18 protein-coding genes are annotated in these 22,735 nt (G+C 54.0%); 9 read left to right on the plus strand and 9 right to left on the minus strand.

All coding sequences use genetic code 11. From position 1 onward, the window contains the following. The first annotated feature begins 122 nt into the window (after window positions 1-122). The 3 genes from IT893_RS09910 to IT893_RS09920 are packed head-to-tail and all read left to right on the plus strand — an operon-like array spanning window position 123 to window position 5,131. Window positions 123-1,991 carry an EAL domain-containing protein gene (locus tag IT893_RS09910; RefSeq protein ID WP_197145057.1) on the plus strand — a complete coding sequence of 623 codons (1,869 nt, stop codon included), beginning with the start codon at window positions 123-125 and terminating at the stop codon, window positions 1,989-1,991. Further along, window positions 1,988-3,724 (plus strand): diguanylate cyclase domain-containing protein, encoded by a 1,737-nt coding sequence (locus tag IT893_RS09915; protein ID WP_197145058.1) that lies wholly within the window; start codon window positions 1,988-1,990, stop codon window positions 3,722-3,724. Before IT893_RS09910 ends, IT893_RS09915 begins: the two co-directional genes overlap by 4 nt. Before the next feature lie 12 nt (window positions 3,725-3,736). Further along, entirely contained in the window at window positions 3,737-5,131 is a 1,395-nt protein-coding gene (locus IT893_RS09920) for a DUF2336 domain-containing protein (RefSeq protein WP_063089931.1), read from the plus strand. A 31-nt stretch (window positions 5,132-5,162) separates the two neighbouring features. Here IT893_RS09920 and IT893_RS09925 read toward each other — a convergent pair whose 3' ends face one another. Together IT893_RS09925 and IT893_RS09930 are read right to left on the minus strand one after the other, a co-directional pair. Continuing rightward, complete coding sequence (locus tag IT893_RS09925; protein WP_197145059.1) at window positions 5,163-5,654, minus strand: GNAT family N-acetyltransferase; 492 nt, start codon at window positions 5,652-5,654, stop codon at window positions 5,163-5,165. Window positions 5,655-5,695: 41 nt separating this feature from the next. Then, window positions 5,696-5,947: a sulfurtransferase TusA family protein gene (locus IT893_RS09930; protein WP_063089936.1), complete on the minus strand. Its 252-nt coding sequence runs from the start codon at window positions 5,945-5,947 to the stop codon at window positions 5,696-5,698. Between the two features lie 120 nt (window positions 5,948-6,067). On the opposite strand from IT893_RS09930, the gene IT893_RS09935 reads away from it, so the two are divergent. The 3 genes from IT893_RS09935 (at window position 6,068) to IT893_RS09945 (ending at window position 8,491) form a co-directional block, all read left to right on the plus strand. Continuing rightward, a complete protein-coding gene (locus tag IT893_RS09935; RefSeq protein ID WP_008890848.1) occupies window positions 6,068-6,991 on the plus strand; it encodes a sulfite exporter TauE/SafE family protein in 924 nt (307 codons plus the stop codon). Beyond that, window positions 6,991-7,758, plus strand: coding sequence for a TIGR02186 family protein (locus tag IT893_RS09940; RefSeq protein ID WP_197145060.1), 768 nt, complete (start codon window positions 6,991-6,993; stop codon window positions 7,756-7,758). The genes IT893_RS09935 and IT893_RS09940 overlap by 1 nt, the downstream gene beginning before the upstream one ends. A 229-nt stretch (window positions 7,759-7,987) precedes the next feature. Next, on the plus strand, window positions 7,988-8,491 hold the full coding sequence (locus tag IT893_RS09945; RefSeq protein ID WP_008890850.1) for a universal stress protein: 504 nt from the start codon (window positions 7,988-7,990) through the stop codon (window positions 8,489-8,491). Window positions 8,492-8,512: 21 nt separating this feature from the next. Here the strand turns inward: IT893_RS09945 and IT893_RS09950 are convergent, their stop codons facing one another. From IT893_RS09950 to IT893_RS09965, 4 genes are all read right to left on the minus strand, one after another. Continuing rightward, a complete protein-coding gene (locus IT893_RS09950) occupies window positions 8,513-10,516 on the minus strand; it encodes a glycosyltransferase (protein WP_197145061.1) in 2,004 nt (667 codons plus the stop codon). Continuing rightward, on the minus strand, window positions 10,516-11,739 hold the full coding sequence (locus IT893_RS09955) for an HlyD family secretion protein (protein WP_197145062.1): 1,224 nt from the start codon (window positions 11,737-11,739) through the stop codon (window positions 10,516-10,518). Before IT893_RS09955 ends, IT893_RS09950 begins: the two co-directional genes overlap by 1 nt. 97 nt (window positions 11,740-11,836) lie before the next feature. After that, entirely contained in the window at window positions 11,837-14,293 is a 2,457-nt protein-coding gene (locus IT893_RS09960) for a tetratricopeptide repeat protein (protein WP_371810679.1), read from the minus strand. A gap of 241 nt (window positions 14,294-14,534) precedes the next feature. Beyond that, window positions 14,535-15,641, minus strand: a complete 1,107-nt coding sequence (locus IT893_RS09965) for a saccharopine dehydrogenase family protein (RefSeq protein ID WP_256430863.1) — start codon at window positions 15,639-15,641, stop codon at window positions 14,535-14,537. Between the two features lie 142 nt (window positions 15,642-15,783). On the opposite strand from IT893_RS09965, the gene IT893_RS09970 reads away from it, so the two are divergent. Both IT893_RS09970 and IT893_RS09975 read left to right on the plus strand, forming a co-directional pair. Next, window positions 15,784-16,221: an Lrp/AsnC family transcriptional regulator gene (locus IT893_RS09970; RefSeq protein WP_008890855.1), complete on the plus strand. Its 438-nt coding sequence runs from the start codon at window positions 15,784-15,786 to the stop codon at window positions 16,219-16,221. A gap of 46 nt (window positions 16,222-16,267) precedes the next feature. Then, window positions 16,268-18,112: an adenylate/guanylate cyclase domain-containing protein gene (locus tag IT893_RS09975; protein ID WP_252723915.1), complete on the plus strand. Its 1,845-nt coding sequence runs from the start codon at window positions 16,268-16,270 to the stop codon at window positions 18,110-18,112. 113 nt (window positions 18,113-18,225) lie between these two features. On the opposite strand, the gene ykgO is transcribed toward IT893_RS09975, so the two are convergent. Next, window positions 18,226-18,351 (minus strand): type B 50S ribosomal protein L36, encoded by a 126-nt coding sequence (gene ykgO, locus IT893_RS09980; RefSeq protein WP_007090004.1) that lies wholly within the window; start codon window positions 18,349-18,351, stop codon window positions 18,226-18,228. A gap of 161 nt (window positions 18,352-18,512) precedes the next feature. Beyond that, window positions 18,513-19,571, minus strand: a complete 1,059-nt coding sequence (locus IT893_RS09985) for a methyltransferase domain-containing protein (RefSeq protein ID WP_252723916.1) — start codon at window positions 19,569-19,571, stop codon at window positions 18,513-18,515. Between the two features lie 182 nt (window positions 19,572-19,753). On the opposite strand from IT893_RS09985, the gene IT893_RS09990 reads away from it, so the two are divergent. Beyond that, window positions 19,754-21,109: a DnaJ domain-containing protein gene (locus IT893_RS09990; RefSeq protein ID WP_197145067.1), complete on the plus strand. Its 1,356-nt coding sequence runs from the start codon at window positions 19,754-19,756 to the stop codon at window positions 21,107-21,109. A 48-nt stretch (window positions 21,110-21,157) separates the two neighbouring features. On the opposite strand, the gene IT893_RS09995 is transcribed toward IT893_RS09990, so the two are convergent. After that, window positions 21,158-22,618 (minus strand): aminoacyl-histidine dipeptidase, encoded by a 1,461-nt coding sequence (locus IT893_RS09995; RefSeq protein WP_197145068.1) that lies wholly within the window; start codon window positions 22,616-22,618, stop codon window positions 21,158-21,160. Between the last annotated feature and the right edge of the window lie 117 nt (window positions 22,619-22,735).

Genomic DNA, 22,735 nt, shown 5'->3' on the forward strand with positions numbered 1-22,735 from the left:
ATGTTTTTTTTGCCATATCAAGTGCAAATCCTTCATATCCTTTGTAAGATCGCTATTTATGAGAGACAGGCAAAGCTGCGGCTTAGAAAAACAAACAGGCGGCTTACGATGACGGGTCGAAAATGACAGACAGCACCGGCCACTCGGCGGAAACGAATGACCAAGACCTTCTGGCAGCCATGGCATTCTGCTGGGCTGACATGCTTCTTGAAGTCGATGAGAACGGCTATATTCTGTTTGTCGCAGGCGCGACCGAGAGTCTTCTGGGATGCACGCCAGACCGTCTGATCGGCGAAGCCTTCGAGAAAATTGTTGTTAAGTCCGAACGTCCTTTGCTGCGCGCCTATCTTCACGGCGGCACTGGGCTGAAACGCCTTGAAGAGCTTGATCTTGATTTCCAGCTTTGCGAGTCCGATGGCAAACCGGTGAAGGAAGCTGTGCCGCTGTCACTCAGCGGTTATATGATCGCCGACCCTTCAAGCCGCTATTACATCGCAGCGCGCCACCGCGCCATTCGTCCTCGGGCCAGATCGGGCATTGACCGTATCATTTTGCAGAATGCCGTCATTCGCCAGAACATGAACGCCGAAACCAGCCAGGCCGGTTCGGTTGGTGCTCTTTCAAGCATGAACTACCATAACGAAGCCTTGGTGGTGCTGGAAAACCTGGCTGCTTCGCGCTCCCAGGCGGAAACGGCCGCAACCAATGAATTGGCCCGTCTGATCGGAATTGGCGCCAAGCAATTCAATGCCAGTGTGGTTAAGGATCAGGAACAGTCACGACGACCGCACAAAATTCATCCGGTTGACGAACCGATGATCGAACTCGAACGCCGTATCGTGGCCTATGCCAGTGCGCTGCGCGCCGACCTTGAGGAAATTGATAAAACCACCTCGGCCGAGAATATCAGCGGGTTGATGTCGTTGACCAATACCTCAGGCATTAACGTCAAAAATACCAAAAAGTCCAAAACAGCAGACCTGTTTGGCAACGACTATGAAAGTGCTCGGAACATCCATCATTTCGATACCGAGAATGCCGAAAGTGACCGGGATACCAACCTGACACGGGCAGTTGCCTATGCGCTCAACCGGATGCAGCGCAAGGCACAGAATGACGTCACCGCCGCCCGCCTTTCGGCAAGCCTTCCGCACCTGATCAACGAAACACTGAAGTCCGTGCGTGCTTTCCGCGAAATCGTGGAAAATGGGTCCTTTGCCGTTGCATTGCAGCCGATTGTCCACCTTGGCAATCGGGAAATGCATCATTTCGAAGCGTTGGCGCGCTTTAACATCGGCGACAGCACGTTGGCCGTTGACCAGATCATTCATTTCGCCGAAGGAACCGGTCTGATTACCGAGTTTGATCTGGCAATGTGTAGCAAGGTTCTTGATCACCTGCGCGACAATCCTGACAGCATCCCCTACCCGGTTGCCGTCAATCTTTCCGGCCACTCGCTTGAACAGGCCGGTTTCATGCCGGCCCTGATCGAACTGCTTAGCGACTATGACATCCCTTCGGAACAAGTCCTTTTCGAAGTTACCGAAACGTCGCGTATTCGTGGATTGACCGATGTGAATAACGGGTTGCAGATGCTGCGCGCCCGTGGTCATGCCATCTGTCTTGATGACTTTGGTGCCGGGGCAGCCAACTTCGAATATTTGAGTGCGCTTGATGTCGACATTATCAAGTTTGATGGCGGGGCGATGAGAACTGCGCTTGCCAATCCCAAAGGGCGTGCATTTCTTAAGGCGACCGCCCTGCTTTGTCGCGATCTTGGTATTCATACAATCGCCGAAATGATCCACGATCAGGCCAGTTACGAACTGGTATGTGATCTGGGTATCGACTATGGTCAAGGCTATCATCTTGGGCCGCCAATCACGATTGGTAGCGAAGACGATTATCACAAGACCAATCTCGCCAGCTCAAATAGTAGTGCCGACACCGACGATCAGAACGCGTCGACCACAACAGGAGGACGCGCATGACTTCCCGTCATCCGGTGGATCCGCAAAACCAGAATACAAACTTTGCAGACGATCTGACAAACTACGATGCCGACGTGTTTACCCTTGACCCCAAAGTCATGGCCGAGGCCGAGGCCCCCGTCATCGTGATGGACGCAAAGGGTGTGCCGCTATTTGCCAACAAAAATGCTGTCGGCTTTGCCAATGGCATTCGTGACGGCCTGTTCCCAGAAATCTATCAACTGATCCGACGCGCCCTGACCACACCAGGCGGCGTGGTTGAACTGATGACCTTTGAAGTCCAGCGCGGCACGGCGACATTGGAGCTAACTGCCCTTCCGACCACAAAGAACGAGGTCATGATCCTGCCGCGTGATGTCAGCATGGATCGGAACTTGCGTGAAGCCCTGATCGACTCACGCCAGCGCTATCGCGATATTGTGGAAGTTTCATCCGCCTTTGCCTGGGAAACGGATGAAACGGGCAAATTCATCTTTGTCTCCCCGCGCGGGGCACTTGGATACCGTGCAGATGACATTGTCGGACGGTTCCCGGGGAAATTCCTGCTCGATACTGCCGATCAGGACAGCGAACACGTATTTCGCAGCCAGAAGGCCGTGCGTGATGTCCCGGTTTGGTTCCGGCGTTCGAACGGACGCGATGCGTGTCTTTCGGTTTCATCGACGCCCGTCTATTCGCGCGAAGGGGTCTGGATCGGCACACGTGGTCTTGCCCACGACATTACCGAACAACGCCGCCGCGAAAGCGAAGTCGCAACCGCCCGAAACCGTGACCGCCTGATGACCTATATCGTGCGCACCATGCGTGATGAAATTGATCCGCTTATGGTGCTGAAGGGCGCATCCGAAGCCAGCACGCGTGCATTGGCCTGTTCCCATTGCGTTATCTTCAAACGCAATGATGAAACCGGCGACCTTGAACTGGCGGCCGGCGATGCAGACAAGGCGGCCAACGAGATCGCCCACCAGGCGCTTCATCAGATGCAGAAAACGAATGAAACGTTTGATGCCCATGTCGGGAATTACCGGCTCATTGGTCTTAGCTGCCATTATCATCAGCGCAATAATGGCGCTGTGATCTTTATGTTTGATGCGGATCACCCGGAACCAACCGACGGCGAACGTGCCATCATGACCGAGGTTGCCGATCAGGTCGGTATCGCGATTGAACAGGCCATCCAGCATGAACGTATCCTGACGCTTTCGCGTACCGATGGCATGACCGGGCTTTTGAACCGCCGCGCGTTCTTTGAGGAACTCAAACGTCGCCACAGTCGCCTGCGACGTGAAAATGCACCTGCGGCTTTGATGTATGTCGATATGGACAACTTCAAATTGGTCAATGATATCCATGGCCATCAGGCTGGCGACGACGCCATTCTTACGCTAACGCAAGTGTTACTTGATAATGTGCGCCCATCTGATCTTGTAGCCCGACTTGGTGGCGACGAATTTGTTCTGTGGTTGGAAGGTGCTGATATTGCTGCCGCGTCGGCACGCGCCAAGACCCTGATGAAGGAAAGTGCGGTTCTTGGAAAATATTCCGGGGATGCCGAACATCCATTGGGCATTTCTGTGGGTATTGCGGTTCACGAACCTGATTCAAAAGAAACGCTTGAACAACTTGTGCAACGCGCAGATCAGACCATGTATCAGGTCAAGAAACTTGGCAAAGGCCGTTTTGGTATCGCTGCCGCGCCGGGGTCAAAAGACCCGGCAAAAATCGAAGTTTAGGAGGAATGCCCGATGAAGGGATTTTTGCAGCGGGTATTTACCAAGCGAAGCGAAACGCCGATCACCTATGACGAAGCCAAGGAAATGGCGGCAAGCCCGGATGCAGATGTTCGCGGCAAACTGGCACAACGCCATGATACCCGCCCTGAAATCCTTTATTTCCTCGCCACTGACCACGATTCTTCCGTTCGTCGTCACATTGCAGCCAACCAGGCAACGCCGGTTCAGGCCGATGTCCTTCTGACTGACGACAGCGATGACAGTGTCCGTGGCAGTTTGGCGGAAAAAATCGCGCATCTGTCTGCCGGCCTGACCGCCCACGAAACCGATAAACTGCGCCGCATGACTTACGAGGCGCTCGACAAGCTTGTGCGTGACCAGGCTGTTCACGTCCGCCAAGTGATATCTGAAACCCTCAAAGATATTGCCGACGCCCCGCAGCCAATCATTCAGCAGCTTGCGCGCGACGCCGAAAGTGTCGTTTCTGGCCCAGTCTTGCAATATTCGCCGGTCCTGACCGAGGAAGACCTGCTTGAAATCATTGAAGGTAGCTCTGGTCGTGGTGCGCTCAGTTTTGTCTCGCGTCGCAGAAACGTTGGTGAAAAGCTCGCCGATGCCATTGCTGCAAGCAGTGACAAGGATGCGATTTCCCATCTGCTTGGCAACAAGTCTGCACAGATCCGCGAAGAAACGCTTGATCAACTGATTGATCGCGCACCGGACTACCCGGAATGGCACGAACCGCTTGTCAAACGCCCAACCCTGACACCGACTGCGGCCGGAAAACTGGCGCGCTTTGTCGCCGAAAATCTGATCAGTGTGCTGGAACGTCGTAAAGACCTGAAGAAGGACCAGCTTGATGCGGTCCGCGAAGTCGTTCAGCGCCGTATCGCATCTGGCGAATTCGAAAAGCGCGACGACGTTGCGACCGATGCGAAAAAGATCAAGGCTGACAAGGAAAAAGCCAAACCGTCCGACAAGGCAGAACCGAAGTCTGACAAAAAAGGTGTCGTTGCAGAAGACGGCGACGAAGAGGAAGGCGAACCTGCCTTTGAAAAGGCACTTGCCATGCATGCCAAGAAAAAGCTGACCGATCAGGAAGTGGCAAAGGCGCTGGCCGCAAACGATGTCAAATTCGCCCGTGCATCGCTGGCAGTTCTGGCTGGAATCTCGCCCGACGCCGTGTCAAAGGTGCTCAACACCCATTCGGCAAAGGGTGTTGTATCGCTTGCGTGGAAGGCTGGCCTTCCGGCCGATCTTGCGGTGAAAATTCAGGTCAAGCTCGGCCATGTTCCGCCGAGCCAGACACTTAATCCCCGCAGCGGCAACCAGTATCCGCTGAGCGAGGATGACATGAATTGGCAGCTTGAATTCTTCACCGGCATGGCGACCAGCGGCGCACGCTAAGGTGCACCGCTATTAATCGTCCCTGTCCGACCTATTTCGGGTTCGCCGGGCGTTCCATGCTGATATGAGCGATACCATCTTCGTCATATTCATCCCCGAATTGCACGAAGCCGAGGCTTTCATAAAAACCTCGAAGATATAGCTGCCCGTTCAGATAGATCGGTTTGCCTGCAAACTGCTTTTCACAAACCTCAATCGCACGGCGCATCACTTCGCGGCCAATGCCCTGCCCGCGCAAACGATCGCTGGTGACAACGCGACCAATCGCGGGACGGTCACCCTGTTCTGCATGGTCGGGATCAATACCCGGTGCCACAATCCGTGCGGCAGCCAGAACATCGTCCCCCTCATAGGCGATAATATGCCTGCATCGCGGGTCAAGCCCGTCTATGTCGGGAAATATGCAGGTCTGCTCGATAATAAAAATCTGCTGCCGGAGCTTTAAAAGGCTGTGCACGTGGCGTGCGGACAGATCATCAAAATCACAATCCAGCCAAGTCAGATTAGGTGGGGTTGGCGACATTCAGGGAACTTTCATCGTGTGGGGCACTTTAAAACCCGGTGTCAGGTACCGGATTTTTCAATATGATAGATAAAAACATCTTCGTCCTGTTCAGACGAAATCAGGCGATTGCCGGTCATCTCGCAAAAGGCTTTCATATCGGCGACAGAGCCGGGATCGGTCGCAAGGACTTGTAGAATTCCGCCATCCTTGACGTCGCGCAGTGCTTTTTTTGCCTTCAGAACGGGCATCGGGCACATCAGCCCGCGCGCGTCGAGAATTGCATCATGGGGACCACTTGAAGATGTCGACATAAGAAACCTTATAAAAAATACGAAACCGGTCCGATATAGCGGCAATTGGCGATTGTTGCATTTGCACAATATGTTAGACTGAACCACAACAATCAATCAAACGCTGTTAGCCCGCCCGCGATGCAAATCTATCTCCCGATTGCCGAGATATCGGTAAATATATTTCTGATCTTGGGACTGGGCGGCGGGGTCGGCTTCTTGTCGGGTCTTTTTGGCGTTGGCGGCGGCTTCCTTATTACGCCGCTTTTGATTTTCTATGGTATTCCCCCGGCCGTATCCGTGGCAACTGCTGCAAACCAAATCGTCGCATCTTCTGTATCGGGTGTGTTCGCCCACTGGAAGCGCGGCAATGTCGACCTTAAAATGGGTCTGGTTCTTCTGGCAGGCGGTATTGTCGGGTCGACCGTCGGTGTCTGGGTGTTTGCCTGGTTGCGGTCACTTGGTCAGATCGATCTGGTCATTTCGCTCTGTTACGTGATCTTCCTTGGTATCATTGGCGGCATGATGCTGTTTGAAGCCACGCGCGCCATTTTCCGTACCCGGCGTCGCGGCGGCCAAATCCGCCGATCCAAAAAACATCAACACAGCTTTATCCACGGCCTGCCCTTGAAGATGCGGTTTTATCGCTCCGGGCTTTATATCAGCGCCCTGTTGCCGCTTGCCGTTGGTTTCTTTGTCGGCATGCTGACCGCATTGATGGGTGTTGGTGGTGGCTTTGTGATGGTGCCGGCCATGATCTATCTGTTGGGCATGCCGACCGGCGTTGTCATTGGCACATCGCTGTTTCAGATCATCTTTGTCACGGCCAACGTCACCTTCCTGCAATCAGTGCAAACCCAGACGGTTGATGTCGCCCTTGCCATCCTGTTGCTGATTGGCGGCGTAATCGGCGCACAGTTTGGTGCGCAGTTTGGCTCCCGCCTCAAGGCCGAGCATCTTCGTGCCCTGCTGGGCCTTTTGGTTTTGTCGGTCTGCCTAAAGCTTCTGTTTGATCTGGTGATTACGCCAAGCGACCTTTATTCCGTCATGCCGGGGGATCTGTGATGCCAGTACCCTTAGCCATTCGGGTCGCATTTATGATTACCTTGGCGCTGCCGCTTTTGACCATCGGGGCTGGCCCCAAAAAGGCATCGGCTGATCCGCTGGTTGTCGATTTATCCAACCATCTTGTCGCCATCACCACCGGCTTTACCGGCACCAATGTACTGTTGTTTGGCGCGGTCGAGGAAGAAGGTGACGTCGTTGTTACCGTTCGCGGCCCGGACCAAGACATGGTGGTCCGAAAAAAAGAGCGTAAAGTCGGCATTTGGGTCAACAGCGAAAGCGCGCGCTATAAGAACGTGCCAGCCTATTATGCCAGCGCATCAAACCGCCCGATGGACATCATCGCATCCCCGGAAGTCTTGCTCGATTACCGCATTGGACTTCAAAATCAGCGCTTTATAGGCGAAAGCAAGCTGAGCGATGATGATCAGAAAGTCTATCGCGAGGCGCTGGTGCGCAATATGCAAGGTGCGGGTCTGTTTGGGGAACGTCCGGCCAAAATCAGTTTTCTGTCCAATCAGCTGTTTCGAACTGATATCCATTTTCCGGCCAATACCCCGACGGGAACCTATACCATCAACGTGTATCTGATCCGGGATGGCCGTGTTGCCAGCGTCAAAACCACACCACTGGTTGTTTCAAAAACCGGCATCAGTGCCGAGGTTTATGAGTTCGCCCATCGTTACTCGGCACTTTATGGCATTATTGCCGTGATCATCGCCGTGGTTGCGGGCTGGATTGCCAGTGTCGTATTCCGCAAACGCTAACAGCGTGCGGGCCTGCTCACCATCAAAACGCGCATTAGCAGTCCTTGCGACTTCGCAGTCGCAGCATTACCTCAATCAATAACGCAACGCATAAATCTTTGTCGCTATTACCAAAAATCACTTGGAAACCGGCATTGAGTTGCGGCACAATTTGACTGTCCGCTCGTAACAACAGTCCCACATCTGTTCAGTGCCGCAGCGGTTGAGTGCAACTGTTCAGAGAACCCATATGCCTTCTTTTGATGCCGATCAGGAACTTCGTGCGACTTCGAACAGGACATTTCTTGTTGTCGTTGATGACAGCGATGAAATGACCAAGGCATTGCGTTATGCCTGCCGTCGCGCACAACATACCGGCGGTCGTGTCGCCCTTCTGAGCGTCATTGAACCGGCCGAGTTCCAGCACTGGATGGCGGTTGGCGATCTGATGAAGGAAGAAGCCCGTGACGAGGCAGAATCGCGTGTGAACGAGCTTGCGGCCTATGTGCATGAACAAACCGGCAGCATGCCGCTTTTGTTCATCCGCGAAGGACGTCTCAAGGACGAATTGCTGAACCTTCTTGACGAAGAGGAACAGATTTCCATTCTGGTCCTTGCCGCAGGCACAACAAGTGAAGGCCCCGGCCCGCTGATCACGGCATTGACCAAAAGCGATACCGTCGGTCAGTTGCGCCTGCCATTGACCATTGTGCCAGCGGCCCTTTCCGAAGCCGACATTGACGCGTTGAGCTAACCTCACCCCGTCGTCGACGTCCTAGCTTTTGACAGGACCACGTCCGAAAATCCGGCGCAACAACGCGCCCCAAAGCGCAAAACTGCCTGCCGGTTTTGATGCGTTATCGATCCCGGTTGTGTAAAGCACACGGATCAGCGCATCGCGTACTTCACCGGCGGGTTCCGGCGTGAAGTCGAGTGTCAGAACAAGCTGTTTCTGATCATTCACAAAGACGCGCGCCAGTTTGGCGTCCAGCGGCGGTAGTTCTTCGACATCGAGCTTGATCAATGCCCCCTTCTGGAACCTGTCGCGATCAATGCCCGTTGCGGGGCACATCGCACGCGCGCCGCCCAATGACATATCGGTGATCGTCATATCAAGCGGGTCATCGTCACTGTTGGCCGTAATCTTTGCCCGCAAGCTGGTCGGGAACCGTTCCTGTTGGCGCTGCACCGGACTTTCAAAGCAAATCAGTATCGCAACAAGCAATGTCAGCGAATTGATCGCAGCCCATAATCCCCCAACAAGCAGAAAGTCGGCGTTATCGATGATCCTGATGTCTGTGTTGATGTTGTAAAAGAACCCGCCAATCGTCAAAACGAACAGCACGCCCAGAATGATTGCCTCGGTCCTGGAGTTCCCCACCCCGGACTGGGATCCCTTGGGTGTCACCTTGAACGGGCGCCCGAATGGCCGGATCAAAGATGACACAACAATTGGAAACAGCCTGAGGGATACCAGCACCGCCGGCCCTTCATTGACGATGGGATAGGCTTGCCTGCCATTGTGCCACATCGCCGTTGCCCAGCCGCCGATCAAAACCGGCAATTGCCAATAGAAAATTTCCCAACTTCGCGCATTTTCAAGCGGTTGCAGGCCAAACCAGAAATAAAAAATCGGGATCATGATCACCAGCAAGCGCGCCGGGATATGAAACACCCAATAGATCGGAAACAGCAAAATCCGCTGCCAAAGCGAAAGCCCCGGCCCCAACGGCCCCGCCTTTAAAAACAATGTCTGGATACCGCCTTGACACCAGCGTTCGCGCTGGGTGTGAAACGCAAGAAGGCTTTCAGCCGCAAGACCGATGGACAGTTTTTCATTGAGGTAACGGGTGCGATAGCCTTCGCGCAGCATCTCAAGCGAGGTCAGAATATCTTCAGTAATGGACGCGGTTGGCACACCGCCGATGGCATCCAGCGCCTTGCGCCGCATGACCATGCAGGATCCGCAACAAAACATTGAGTCCCATGCATCGACGGATGGCGCAATATGATCAAAGAACAGCCGTTGCTCATCCGGCCACCGATCGGCAATCCAAAGATTGCGCTGCATCGGGTCCTTGTTGAAGAAGTGCTGTGGCGTCTGGACGATACCAATTGTCGGGTCTTCGAAAAATCCGACCACGCGTTTCAGGAAGTGGCGATAGGCCACGAAATCTGCATCAAAAATACAAACCAGGTCACCACTGGAATGTGCCAGCCCGTTATTAACATTACCGGCCTTGGCATGGGTTCCGTCCTTCCGCGTAAGGTACTTGGCCCCCTTTTCCTCACAGAATTCACGCAACCAGTCCCGCTTACCATCATCAAGCACCCAGACAGTCTTGTTCGGGTAATCAATCGCCAACGCGCCGACAATGCTGCGTTCAAGCACATCAAGCGGTTCGTTGTAACTCGGAATGAAGACATCGACACTTGGCCAACTTTCGACCGGTCGGGCGGACAATCTGGCATAGGCCTGATCGGCTTCGGCACTGCGATTGACAATTTTGCAGTGAATAAGCGACTGACGCAGCATGTCACACAGAAACACGATTTCGATCGCGAACAGGAAAACAATCCACCAGCCCTGAAACGTGGTGAGGTCGGCTGGCAAAACTGTTTCGGTGATCCGCCACGGCAAATACCGCGCAATCAGCGCGCTCAGGAAAAACACAACCAGCCAACGCGCCCATAACCGGTCACGACGCAGAAACGGTGACGCCAGCATCATGATACCGACAACAAGTGCCAGCGGTGCGAATTGCGCCATCGCGTTCATTATGACGGGTCGCTCTCGCCAAACCAGCTATGAAGTCGGCTTGGAATGCTGACTTCGGCGCGACGACCGACATTACAGAAGGTCTCCGGGCGATCTTCAAAGCCGGAATCGGGAATATTGACGACCAGAAGAACTTCATCCTTCTTAAGCAACGGCGGTAAGGCTGCATATTCAAGTTCCGGCGATACCGCACGGGTCCCGATCACGCCGCTGATGACCCCTTCAAACGTTTCGGGTGATCCTTGCAGGCGAACCGAAACAACCGCCCCAATTTCCATCCGATCAGACAAGCTTTCATCGACCGGCACCTCGATGCGAATGTCTGAACAATCCAGAATTTTTGCCAAGTCATTGTTTTTGGTAACCGTCGCAAGTTCGGTTGCCATGCGCCGCCATATCAACCCGTCAATCGGGCTGCGCACCAGCATGGATTCGCGACGCCCCGCGCGCGCGCTTTCATCACGCAACTGCTTTTCAAGTGATGCCATGCGCCCGTTGGTTTCGGTCAGTTGCACATTCAAATCGGCAATCGCAAGAACGACTTCGTCCAGGCGCTGCTGGGAATATGGCACATCATTTTGCCCGTCCCCGACAAAGACACCTTTTTCAAGTGCCCCGGATTCCTTGCGATAACGTTCTTCATCGGCGCGTGCGCGCTCTACCTCTTGCTGAGCCTGTTCAAGCAGGCTTTCGGCTTCTTCCACGCGCGCCTTGGCGACATGGCCATCAGCAAACAGGGTTTTCTGCCGTGCAAGGCTCAGATCACGCTCCTTGACGACCGACATCCAGCCTTTCTGGCGGGCCGCTGCCTCAAGCATTTTGTAATGCAGGCTTTCCATTGAGCCGGTCACCATTTCACGGACGCGCTCGCCCAGTTCGCGGCGCAGGCCATTCAGGGTCGACAGCTTTTCGACCAACGCCGTTTTTCGCGACCGCAGCAGTTGATATTCACCATCAAGCTGGGCAAGCAGCGCCTGGGGTTCGGTGTCATCGGTTATTCTTGTCACAACCGACCCGGCAGAAACGGGCTCTCCGACATCGGGGATTGCGCGAACAAGCTGACCACTGATCGGGGCCTGAATGGTCACCAATTTGGCATTCACAACGCCGTTCGGGCGAATATCAGAAACGGTAAGTGGTGCGAGTTGCCAGATCGCAATAACGACAATAGCCAAGGCGACAGTCAGACGGACGATCTGCCCCTTGGAAAAACGCAAGGCCATAAAACTACCTCAAGCGGGTCTGGCATCACTGCCATATACAAACATCACCTTAGAATTTGTGAGCCGATTGGGTAGTTTCAAGGTTATCTATCGGAAATTAAATCACTTTATCGGCTGGCAGTGCGATTGATCGGTCAAGAAACTGCATATAGGCATCAAAGGATGATTTCTGGCCAAACAGAATGTGTGACCGGCTCTTGATGGCATGCGAAACGACTGAGCGACGACGTTTGTCGGTCGCAAGCGTCAGGGCCGTGTCGACGAAGTCGGCCGAATGATAGGCAACGCAATCAAAGACCGATATCTGGCGATAACAGGTATGGCTGCGCCGGGATCGCGCCGCATTCCCGGGCAAGGTAACAAGCGGCACACCAAGCCCCAGACAATCAAAGGCCAGCATCGCATCATTCCATGCCGGACTTTCAAGCACGACATCCACAGCACATAGAAGCGACAGCAAATCGGACCGGTTGCGCACATTCACAAACCGCATCCGACCGGCAACATCCGCATGATTGATGGCAAAGCGGCGTCCCCATGCCGCATCCCAGCTATCGCGTTCTGGCGCAATCAGCAAAAGCTCTGCGGTTTCATCCAGCCGCAAGATTTCGGCGATCAGTGGATCAAACTCGGCCGTCAGAACATCAAGCGGCTGCGGGCACAAATAGGTATTGCGGTCCTGCGCCAATCGCCAGCGCCGCTGCAACTCTGTTGTCGACATCACGACAGGTTCTGGCGGGGTGGCATTCACAAACAAGCCCGGAAGGCGCACCAGCTTCTCGCTGAACCGCTTTTCACCACCAGCTGTTTCCCAATCCTCGGCGATCAGATGATAATCAATGTTGGAAAGACCGCTGGTCGCGGCAATCCCGCCACCCGAAATCTGAAGTGGCGCCAAACGCCAGCTTGCCAGCAACATCGTATAGGCATCCGCCTGCGGATCGACATAATGCAGAACATCAAGACCAAGCCCTGCAATCACCCGTGCCGAATGCAACGGATCAAGCGGCAATGGCACGACAAGGTCGGCATGTTCGTCAATGCGTGCGGTAATGTCGTCTTCGCCCGTCGGCGGACGGATGATTGTCACATCAAACCGGTCCCGATCAATCGCCTCGGCAAGGCCTTCGATCCAACGCCCGACGCCATTGTCACACATATTGGCCGAAACGATGCCGATCCGGATTTTCCCACCGAGCCGCGTGGAGGATGCACTGACTTCCGGCACATCATAACCGGAAACCAGACGTTCCCAATAATGGCCAACCGCGCGTAACTGCTTGTCCCCCTCCGGGCGCAATGCGGCGCGCCATACCGGCGGAAAGCGGGTCAGAACAATGGGATCAATCCGGTCAGAACCAACAAATTCAAGGTCCGGCTCAAGCGCGTCTTCATCAAGCGTATCATCAAGAAGATCACGCACGACTTCATCATTCTGGGCGGCAAGATCGGTCGGCACGGGGGCAAACAACAAACGGCGTGCTGTGCGGAACAGCGCGGTATTCTCGCCCGCGGCAATTTTGCGATCTATCCCACTTTGCAGGACCGATTGCGCAGAGCCAGTGTCGCCCTCTTCGGCCAGCTCGACGGCAAGACGGAAAACCGCGTCATCACCACCACCGGCCCCGATGGCTGCGCCAAACTGTTCAACGGCCTCACCATGACGGCCAACAAGGCTAAGCGCCTCGCCCATCATCAACAGTAATTGCGGATCTTCCGGACTGTGGGCCAATAGCGGCTCAAGCGCCCCAATCGCCTCAAGCCCCTGCCCGACACGCAAATTAAGCAACGCAAGCGTCCTGCGTGCCTTGGCGTCATCCGGATCAAGGGCCAGAACCTGTCGCAGGCAATGTTGCGCACCAGCAAACTGACCCAGTTGGAAAAGTGCATCGCCATAGGCGGTCAATGCGCGCGGATGTCCGGGTTCAAGAGACAACGCACGGCGCAACGGCTCGCTTGCGGAAACTGTGCGGCCCTGATCCAGGCGAATTTGGCCGATCAGAACCAATGCATTGACGATGTCGTCGCGCATCTTAAGCGCGGTCAAACAAGACGTCTCAGCGCCTTCGATATCGCCCATCGCATATTGGCAGGCGGCATAATTGGCATGAATTTCGGCGACATCCGGGGCCAGTTCGAGCGCGCGTTCATAATTTTCCCGCGCATCTTCAAGTTCATCAAGCTGGCGATAGGTATTGGCGATATTGCAATAAAGCGCCGGCGCATCCGGGCATAGACGAATGGCCCGCTTGAACGCACCAACGGCGTCGCGCAATTTGCCGATGACCTTAAGGGCCTGCGCATGATCATGCTGAATTTCTGCACTATTGGCATCGGCAATGGCGGCGCGGCCCATACGCTCTGCGGCCAGGGACTGATTACCATGGCGCATTGCAACAAGACCGGCCAGATGCATTGCCTCTGCGGCCTGTGGGAATGATCGGATCATTCGCTGACAGGATTCTTCTGCCTCTGCGTATCGACCTGCCTCATACAGGTTCAATGCAGAACGGTAGATATCGGCAAAATCAGACAAGGAATACCTATTACCCAAGAGAAAGCAGATTTCGTCCCACCATAAGGTCCAACCGTTAACAAACCACGTCCTTGATGGAATTTTTCAAAACAATTCATGGCGGCGAAGTCATCGCTTCTCTAACCGATTGTAAGAACACCTTTTTCTAAGAAACCAGGAAAACTTTCCCCTAATACGGCATTGAAAAACAAAGAAACCCTCCGGAATTACCTCCGAAGGGTTTCAGCACAAAATATCAAATGCCGATCGTCGGGCGCACTCAACCAGCGTGGCTGTAATATCGACCAAACCGGTTTGCCAGAAAATCTTCCAGCCTGACTTCTTCTTGTCGGACGCAACCGGTTGCCGGCAATTTACCGGTCAGAACCATATCCATCACGGCACACAATCCGGCTGATGTCGTAATCTGGATTGCCGACCAGTCTATATCGCCAACGCGCGTGCCATGAACCTTGCGAATAAAGCTCTCTTCACAAAGTTCCCCGCGCCGCGTGCCGACAGCATCGGCAAAGATCACGATCACGTCCTGGTTGGTGACTGGAAGGGCATTTTCAAAGATTTCCTTCATCATCTCCGGACGTTCCCCAAGTCGGAGGTCCTCGATCAGGATTTTAAGGATTTCCTGATGCCCCGGATACCGAACGGTCTTGTAATCAAGGTTATCAACCTTGCCTTCAAGCATGTCACACAGCGCGCCCACGCCACCCGATGTATTGAAGGCCTCATACTCCGTACCGTCGATGGTAAAGCGTTCATATCCTTCGAGGGGCAGCACTTCGACCCGCTTGCCATTCAGGATCGCTTCACACGGGTTCAGATACTCGTTGATCAGCCCGTCGGTCGACCAGGTCAGGTTATATTTCAAACGGTTGGTCGGATTTTGTGGCAAAGCCCCGACGCGCAAACGAAGCTTGTTTACATGATCAAATCGCTTGAACAGGTCATGTGCCGCAATGGAAATGAATCCCGGCGCCAGACCACATTGCGGAACAAAGGCGCATTGTGCACCCTTGGAAATTTCCCGAATGGCGCGGGTGGTTTCGACATCTTCGGTAACGTCAAAATAGGATGCCCCAACCGCGCATGCGACACGGGCAATCGCCACGTTCAAGAAGAACGGGCATGTCGACAGGATCGCATCATGCCCTTTGGCAACGTCGGTGAGTGCGGCCTCATCTGTGACATCCACTTTAACCAAAGTGGCTGCATCATCTTCGGCACATATTTCCAGCATTTCGCCACTGGCATCGGCCAGCGTCACCGCATAATCGCCACTTTCATTGAGCATCACCGCAGCAATGCGACCAATTTTCCCGGCCCCGAGGATCAAAATCTTTTTCATTTTCTCTAACTCCCGAACGAGCAGACACCTTCACCGTCGATGTCGTACCTGCCCTGATCATGTTTTTGTTTTTACCCTCATAATGTTCCGCCGCTGGACGAACGCTTTCAACCCGGCAATACTGTCAAAACACAATAAAACCCCGTCATTTTAATGGGTAAAACCGATGAAACGTCAGATTGATGAAGTTGACCGCCAGCTTATCGCACGCCTGCAGGAAAATGCCCGCATTCCTACCGCTGCCTTGGCACGTGAAGTCGGCCTGTCACGCAGTGCCGTTCAGGAAAGGTTGGAGCGCCTTGAAAAGGCTGAAGTTATCAAGGGTTACACCGTTCAGCTTGGTGATGTGGCAAAGCCCGTCTTGCTGGCAGAAGTCCTGATACAGCTTGAGCAAAAACAGTCGGCAGGCGTGGTTGGCGCGCTTCAGAAAGTCCCGCACTGCATTCGGTGCCTTGCGGTTTCAGGCGAATACGACCTGATTGCCGAGGTCGCCGCAAACACGCCCGAGGAACTTGATGGCGTGCTTGACCGGATCGGGGAAATGTCAGGGATAAAACGCACATCAAGCTCAATCATCCTTTCAACAAAGTTCGATCGCCGCTAAGATCGGCGCGGGGTTGGGGAAAACCTCTTTTCTGGAAGAAAACCGATTGAAATCAAAACGCAGATATTCAGTCCTTTCTGTACTGCTTGCCGGTTTTATCGCCACCAGTGTCTTTGGCGTCGGACTATCCCTTTATGTCGGTCTTGGAACGGCCTATGAAAACACCCGCAATCTGTGGGTGATGCTGGCTGATATTGACCTGACATCGGTGCAGCGCACCATGCATGAACGCATGGACGAGGTCGAACAACGTTCTGACTGGGTCGCAGAACAGGTCGCCAGTGGCGCGCTTGATCCAAGTTTTCAGTATGGCTGGACCAGCACGATGCGCGCCCTTGCAGCGGCAGACATGGGCGTCATGGCCTATGGGCTTGTGACCGGGGAACGCGAATTCATCGGCTTTAATCCCGAAGACATGAGCGACATCCGAAGAACCCTGCCCGAAGACGACATGCTGTTTTCCGAGCTTGCGCACATCCGCGGACCTATCAGCAACCGCACGGGCTATCCCCGTTGGGACCCCTATTTTGACCGCACTGTTCTGACAAGCTGGGTACCGCTGTTTTATGACGGGCAGTATCTTGGAACGTTCATTCAGTATCTGTCGCTGTCCAATCTGTCAGAAAGCCTGATCCGCGGGCGCGAAGATTTGCCAGGTACGCCCTTTGTCCTGATTGGTGGCAATCGGGTTATGGCCCATCCGGGATTGCGCAACTGGGGGGAAAAAACGTCAACCGAGCTGGTTAATGGCGACAACATCGCACGCAGCCCGATTCCCCTGCCCACCATTCATGACATTGGCGACCCTGTTCTTGCCAACATCGGAAAATCCGAAAGCATCCGGCTTGATCCCGATGACGAACGCCACAACAGTGGCATTCGCCTTTCAGGGCTTGAGTACAATGATCGCTATCACCTGATCGTCACGCGCCAGGTTCAAACCGCGCCAATTTCACCGGTCGTGATTGGCATGTATTTTGATCAGGAATTGTTTGACGATGAATGGGACAGACTGGTTCTGGCCTCTGTTCTTGGCGGTGCTGTCTTTATCCTATCTGTGATCGTTGCCATTGTCCTGTCGCGACACTTCACCAAGCCGATCCGCCGGTTTGCCAGTGCTGCGCGCGCCTTTGAAGACGAAGACATCGCATCCATCGATGTGCCGCAACTCAAGGGCAGCCGCATTCGCGAATATGACGATGCCGCGCGATCATTCAATCACATGATGATGGCCGTACATGATCGTGAACGCATCACCAGCCTGTTTGGTAAGTTCGTACCGCAATCCATTGCCAAAAAGCTTCTGGCATCGGGCAATGATTCCGGTGTCCTGCCGCCGCAAACCTCCGAAGCCACCGTCCTTTTTGTCGATATCGTCGGCTTTACATCGATGTGCGAAAGTCTTGATCCGAAACAGATCATTGCGATGCTTAATGACTATTTCGACTGTGCGACGCAGATCATCGAACGCCATGGCGGCATCATCACCCAGTTCCAGGGCGATGCGATCCTTGCGGTCTATAACGTATTTGATGACCTAAAGAACCATGCAGATGCCGCTGTCGATAGCGCCATTGCCCTGCAAAGCGAAGTTGAAAAGCGCAAGTTCGAAGGTCTTGAGTTAAAGGTTCGCTGTGGTGTGAATACCGGACCGATGGTTGCCGGGAATGTCGGCGCAAAAGCCCGTCTGTCATTCACTGTACACGGGGATGCCGTCAATACGGCGTCACGCCTTGAACAGGAAAACAAGGTTCTGGGTACACAAATCCTGATCTCGGAGACAACCCGCAACTTGCTGGCCGATCCTGATCGTGTTGCCAAGGCAGGTGACGTGCTTTTGCGCGGACGTCATACCAAGACAGAGCTGTTTACAACCCGGCCCGACAAATAAAGAAAGGGGGCATTTGCTGCCCCCTTCATCATTCAAGGAATACAAATAACAAAACGCCGCATTGGATAAACCGATGCGGCGTTTTGTAAAACCTTAGAACAAGGTACCGGGAATTAACCCTGGCGCGCCTTGAAACGCGGGTTCTTTTTATTGATCACGTATACGCGGCCACGGCGGCGCACGATACGGCAGCCTTTTTCCCGCAGCTTCGCGGATTTCAATGAGTTCCGGATCTTCATAATCTTAAACCTTAGAAACTTGGCCCCTTCGAGGAAGCCGGAAAATAGAAGTACGACATGCCCCTGTCAACACCTAAAACAGGTTGCGGCGACAGAAAGTGGAACGAATCCCCTCTGCGTCGCCAGCAGCAGTCTCGGCTCAGGATCTTAAACCTGAGCACTCAGTTGATCGTTGCGTAGAACCGATAAAAGGCCAGGCTGCCATTTTCAAGCATTTTTACGCGATTCATCCACATTTCCATCTCTGGCTCCAGATAATCCATGATATCGGGGTCCAGACCGGCTTTCTGGATGTCTGAAAGCATCGTCATCCAGGCCAGTTTGATATGCTTCAGATGCGTTTCCGACTCATCCTTGGCAATACGGATATCGAATTTCAGCTGACCAAGACGGGATTTGTACTCCTGCGCTGTCCACGGAAACAGCTCTTCGCCTTCAAGCCTGGCCCAGTTCGCCAACTCATTTTCATCAAGATCACGCGTCAAAACATAATCCGTAACCAAAAGCTGCCCATGATCGCGCAGCGTTTCGGCCAAAGCTTTTAGAAAGGTTTCCTTTTCCGGGATCTTATAAAGCTCGCCATAGGAATAAACGACGTTGAAATAGCCTTTGCGAAGCTCTGGCTGAAGCGGGTCAAGCGTTTGAACCGGGACTCTCTTTTGAACACCGGCCTGAACAGATCGCTCCATGCCCAGAAGCGCAAGCTCGCCGTCCGGCTCAAGTGCCGTAACCCAAACGCCAAGACGATCTGCCAGCAAGCGGGCCACACCGCCAAGCTTTGCACCAATTTCAAGACAACTGAGTGTTTCATCAAGTGCCAGCGGCTTGGCAAGCTCAAGGGCGTATTCATGACCGCCCGGCATCATGATCCCGTGATCAAACAGTTTGTCATAGAGCCGGATACGATCCGGCGGCCAGCGACCGATTTCATCATCAAGCGCAAGCTCACTCAGCTCAGGCTCGACCGGACGGGCAAGCCAGACACGCATCTTGCGCAACCAGTCGGTATAGGCATCGATTTCAAGCTGCAGAAGGTAGTATTCAACAGGATCGTCGTACCCTTCCCATTTCGCGCGCAAACGCGTGCCGAAATCAAGGTGATGTCCCGGCGGCATTTCGAATTCGGGTGCCTCGCCTTGGGCGACGCCAACGGAACCTCCGCCCTTTTTGGGCGCATCACCATCCGCATCAGACTTGCGTTGCCAAAATTTCAGTTTCAAGGCGTTTACCTGTTTGTTCGCATCGCGTGCACTTGCGATTCCTGAAAATATGGCAATTAGCCAAAAGTGACAACGTGTTAAGATTTCCAGCATATGATTGCACCGCGAAATACAATCGATAAAATTGTCGTTTGCTGGATTACTGCGCTGACAAGCATGCCTGACAGGAATTTTCATTCATCATGAACACCGATAACCTCGGCATTTATTATCGCATGCTGAACATTGCGCCGGGGGCGAGCGCAAAGGAAATCAAACTGGCCTATCGTAAGCTGGCCTTTGAATTTCATCCGGACCGCAACACGGACCCGGACTCCGAGGACAGGTTCAAGGACATTACCGAAGCCTATGAAATCCTGATTGGCGAGCGTAAACCGCCCAAGCAATCTGGCAATGCGCCATCGGGAGGCCAAAAGTCCAGTACCGGCAGCAACGGGACATCGACCGCTTATGGCCCGAATGCAGCGGGTCCGCAAAACGCGAACCGCCAGAAACAGGGCTTTGCCGGCGCAGGGCGCAAACAGGAAAAAGCCAAGGAAACTGCCGAGGAAAAGTTTGCCCGCGCCAATCAGGCCTACCGCGAACAGCAGGCCAAGGCAAATGCGCGCAAAAGCAACATTCATCCCGGTGCGCGTCGCCACAAAGGCAAAAAGACCGAACCCAACGCACAAGGCTTCATTCAGTGCGCGGTCACCGGCGTGGTATCGGCCCAACCGCGTCAGGTCGAATTCAAGGTCGTGCGTGGGTTTTTGAATTCCTGCAATATCGAAACCATCACCGCCAACCTCGCCCCAAAGGGCGCAAAGCGCATGGCGCTTAAGGCAAGTTTCAAGACCTGGCTGCGCGGGTTTTGGGGATGGAAAAGTTTTTTGCCGGCCTGGAAGGCGATTGTTGGCAACATGCGCGGCGGCACTTTCCCGCCGGAGGGCAACGCCAAAATGCTGTTTACCCAGGCCAATGCCTTTGAACGGTCTGGCAACAAGCCGCTTGCGCGCGCTGTTCTGATGCAGGCGCTTGATTTTATAGGCTCGAACCGCTCTGCCCTTGCAGAACAGGTGCGCGCAACCCAGCGCCGTCTGGATGATGGACAACCCGCACGGCGTGTTCGCGACGAGTGGAAGCGTGCTGGCATGTTCGATGCCCTGCTCCATCTTAGTCCGCTATTTTTGCTAATCTTTGCTGCCCTGATTGCCTTTGGCCCCGGCCAGGGATTTGTTACCCGTGATATCCCTGAACTGGTTGCCCGCCAAGGCACGGAAATCACCCGTCAGGTCAAGGACCTGATTGGCGAAGAACGCGAACCCTATTATGTCGATCGTGAACTTCTGAACCTGCGCGATGGTCCAAGTGTCAATGACGCCATCATTCGCCGCCTGACGCGCTTTGAAACTGTCTATGTCGCAGGCGACAGTCAGGGATTCTGGATCGAAATCGAAACCAGCATCGGTGAAAACGGCTTTGTGAACCTTGACGCACTGGTTCCGGGAAATGGTTCTGATGCCCGCGATGCTTGGTGTGCTGAAAACAAATGCGACTGACCGGCTTCCCGATCAGTCGCATCAACTTCATCAAATTCGATTAAGACCTTATCCCTTGGCCGGGATCGCCTTTAGTGCAGCCAGAAGATAATCCCAGAAGCGCGCAACGCTTGGCACATGAACACATTCATCCGGGCTGTGCGCGCGTTTGATGGTCGGACCAAACGATATCATGTCCCAGTGCGGGTATTTCGATCCCAGCACGCCGCATTCAAGACCCGCGTGGATAACGCGAATTTCCGGTTCCTTGCCAAACATGTCCTTGTGAACCGCCTTCATCAGGCTGACCACTTCGCTGTTGGCATCGGGCTTCCAGCCCGGATAGGCATCGCCCCAGGCAACAGATGCGCCGATATTCTCAAATACCGCTGTTGCGACCTCGCGCATGGCATCGCGCGCAGAATTGATCGAGCTACGTGCTGACAACGTCACCTTGGCTTTACCTTCGCCAAGCTTGACGATGGCAAGATTGATCGAGGTTTCGACAACACCTTCGACCGAGGTGCTCATGGCCTGAACACCGTTCGGCGCACCTACACAGGCATTGTTAAACGCCTTGGAGTCTTTTGCGCTCATTGCCTTTGCAGGGACATCTGCGTTGGTTGCGGTAATCGCAAATTTCGGCTCAATCGCGCCGATTTCATCTTTGATGTCGCTGGCGAAAGCATTCAATGCCGCGTCAAAATCAGAAACCTTGCCTTCCGGCAGAACGATGGTCGCAAACGACTCACGCGGAATGGCGTTGCGGGCGGTCCCGGCATTGATTTTTACAATACGCGCATCAAAATCACGGATCGCGGAGCGCAGAAAACGCGCCATCAGTTTGTTGGCATTGCCAAGACCAAGGATGATGTCGATGCCAGAATGGCCACCTTTCAAACCGGTCAGCGCGATATCGCGGGCCACCTGCCCTGCGCCAACCGCTTCTTCGGTGTAGTCATAGCTTGCGACCAGATCACCGCCGCCAGCACAGCCAACACAAAGCTCGTACTCGTCTTCGGTATCGAGGTTGAGAAGGATTTCCCCCTTAAGGCGGCCCGGTTCCAGGTTCATCGCACCGGTCAGGCCGCGTTCTTCGTCAACTGTGAACAGAAGTTCAAGCGGACCGTGTTCAAGACCGTCTTCGGTCATGAAGCCCATCATTGCCGCCGCACCGATACCGTTATCGGCACCAAGGGTGGTATTATCGGCAGTAATCCATTCCCCATTCATCACCATCCGGATCGGGTCGGTGTCGAAATTGTGGGTCGATCCGGAATTGGCCTGGGTCACCATGTCGACATGGGACTGCAAGATCACCATTTTGCGGTCTTCAAAGCCGGCTGTTGCCGGAACGGACACAACAAGGTTGCCACCGCTGTCGCGGAAATGCGCAAGCCCCTTGTCATCGGCCATCTTTTCCAGAAGCTTTAAAACAGCTTCTTCTTTATTGGACGGACGCGGTGTATCGCAAAGTTTCTGGAAATTGTCCCAGATTGCGACAGGCGCAATTTTACGGATCTCGTTCACGGTGGCGCTCCTGGCAAATTTTCGTCTACGGGTTCTCACTTACCCAGACCTGTTGATTACCTTATTGCCGCGCGAATTTAAAGCGTGCCAAGGACGTTTTCGACCACGCCACATACA

Origin of the sequence: Thalassospira sp. A40-3 (assembly GCF_015871485.1) — a bacterium.
Taxonomy (GTDB): Bacteria; Pseudomonadota; Alphaproteobacteria; order Rhodospirillales; family Thalassospiraceae; genus Thalassospira; species Thalassospira tepidiphila.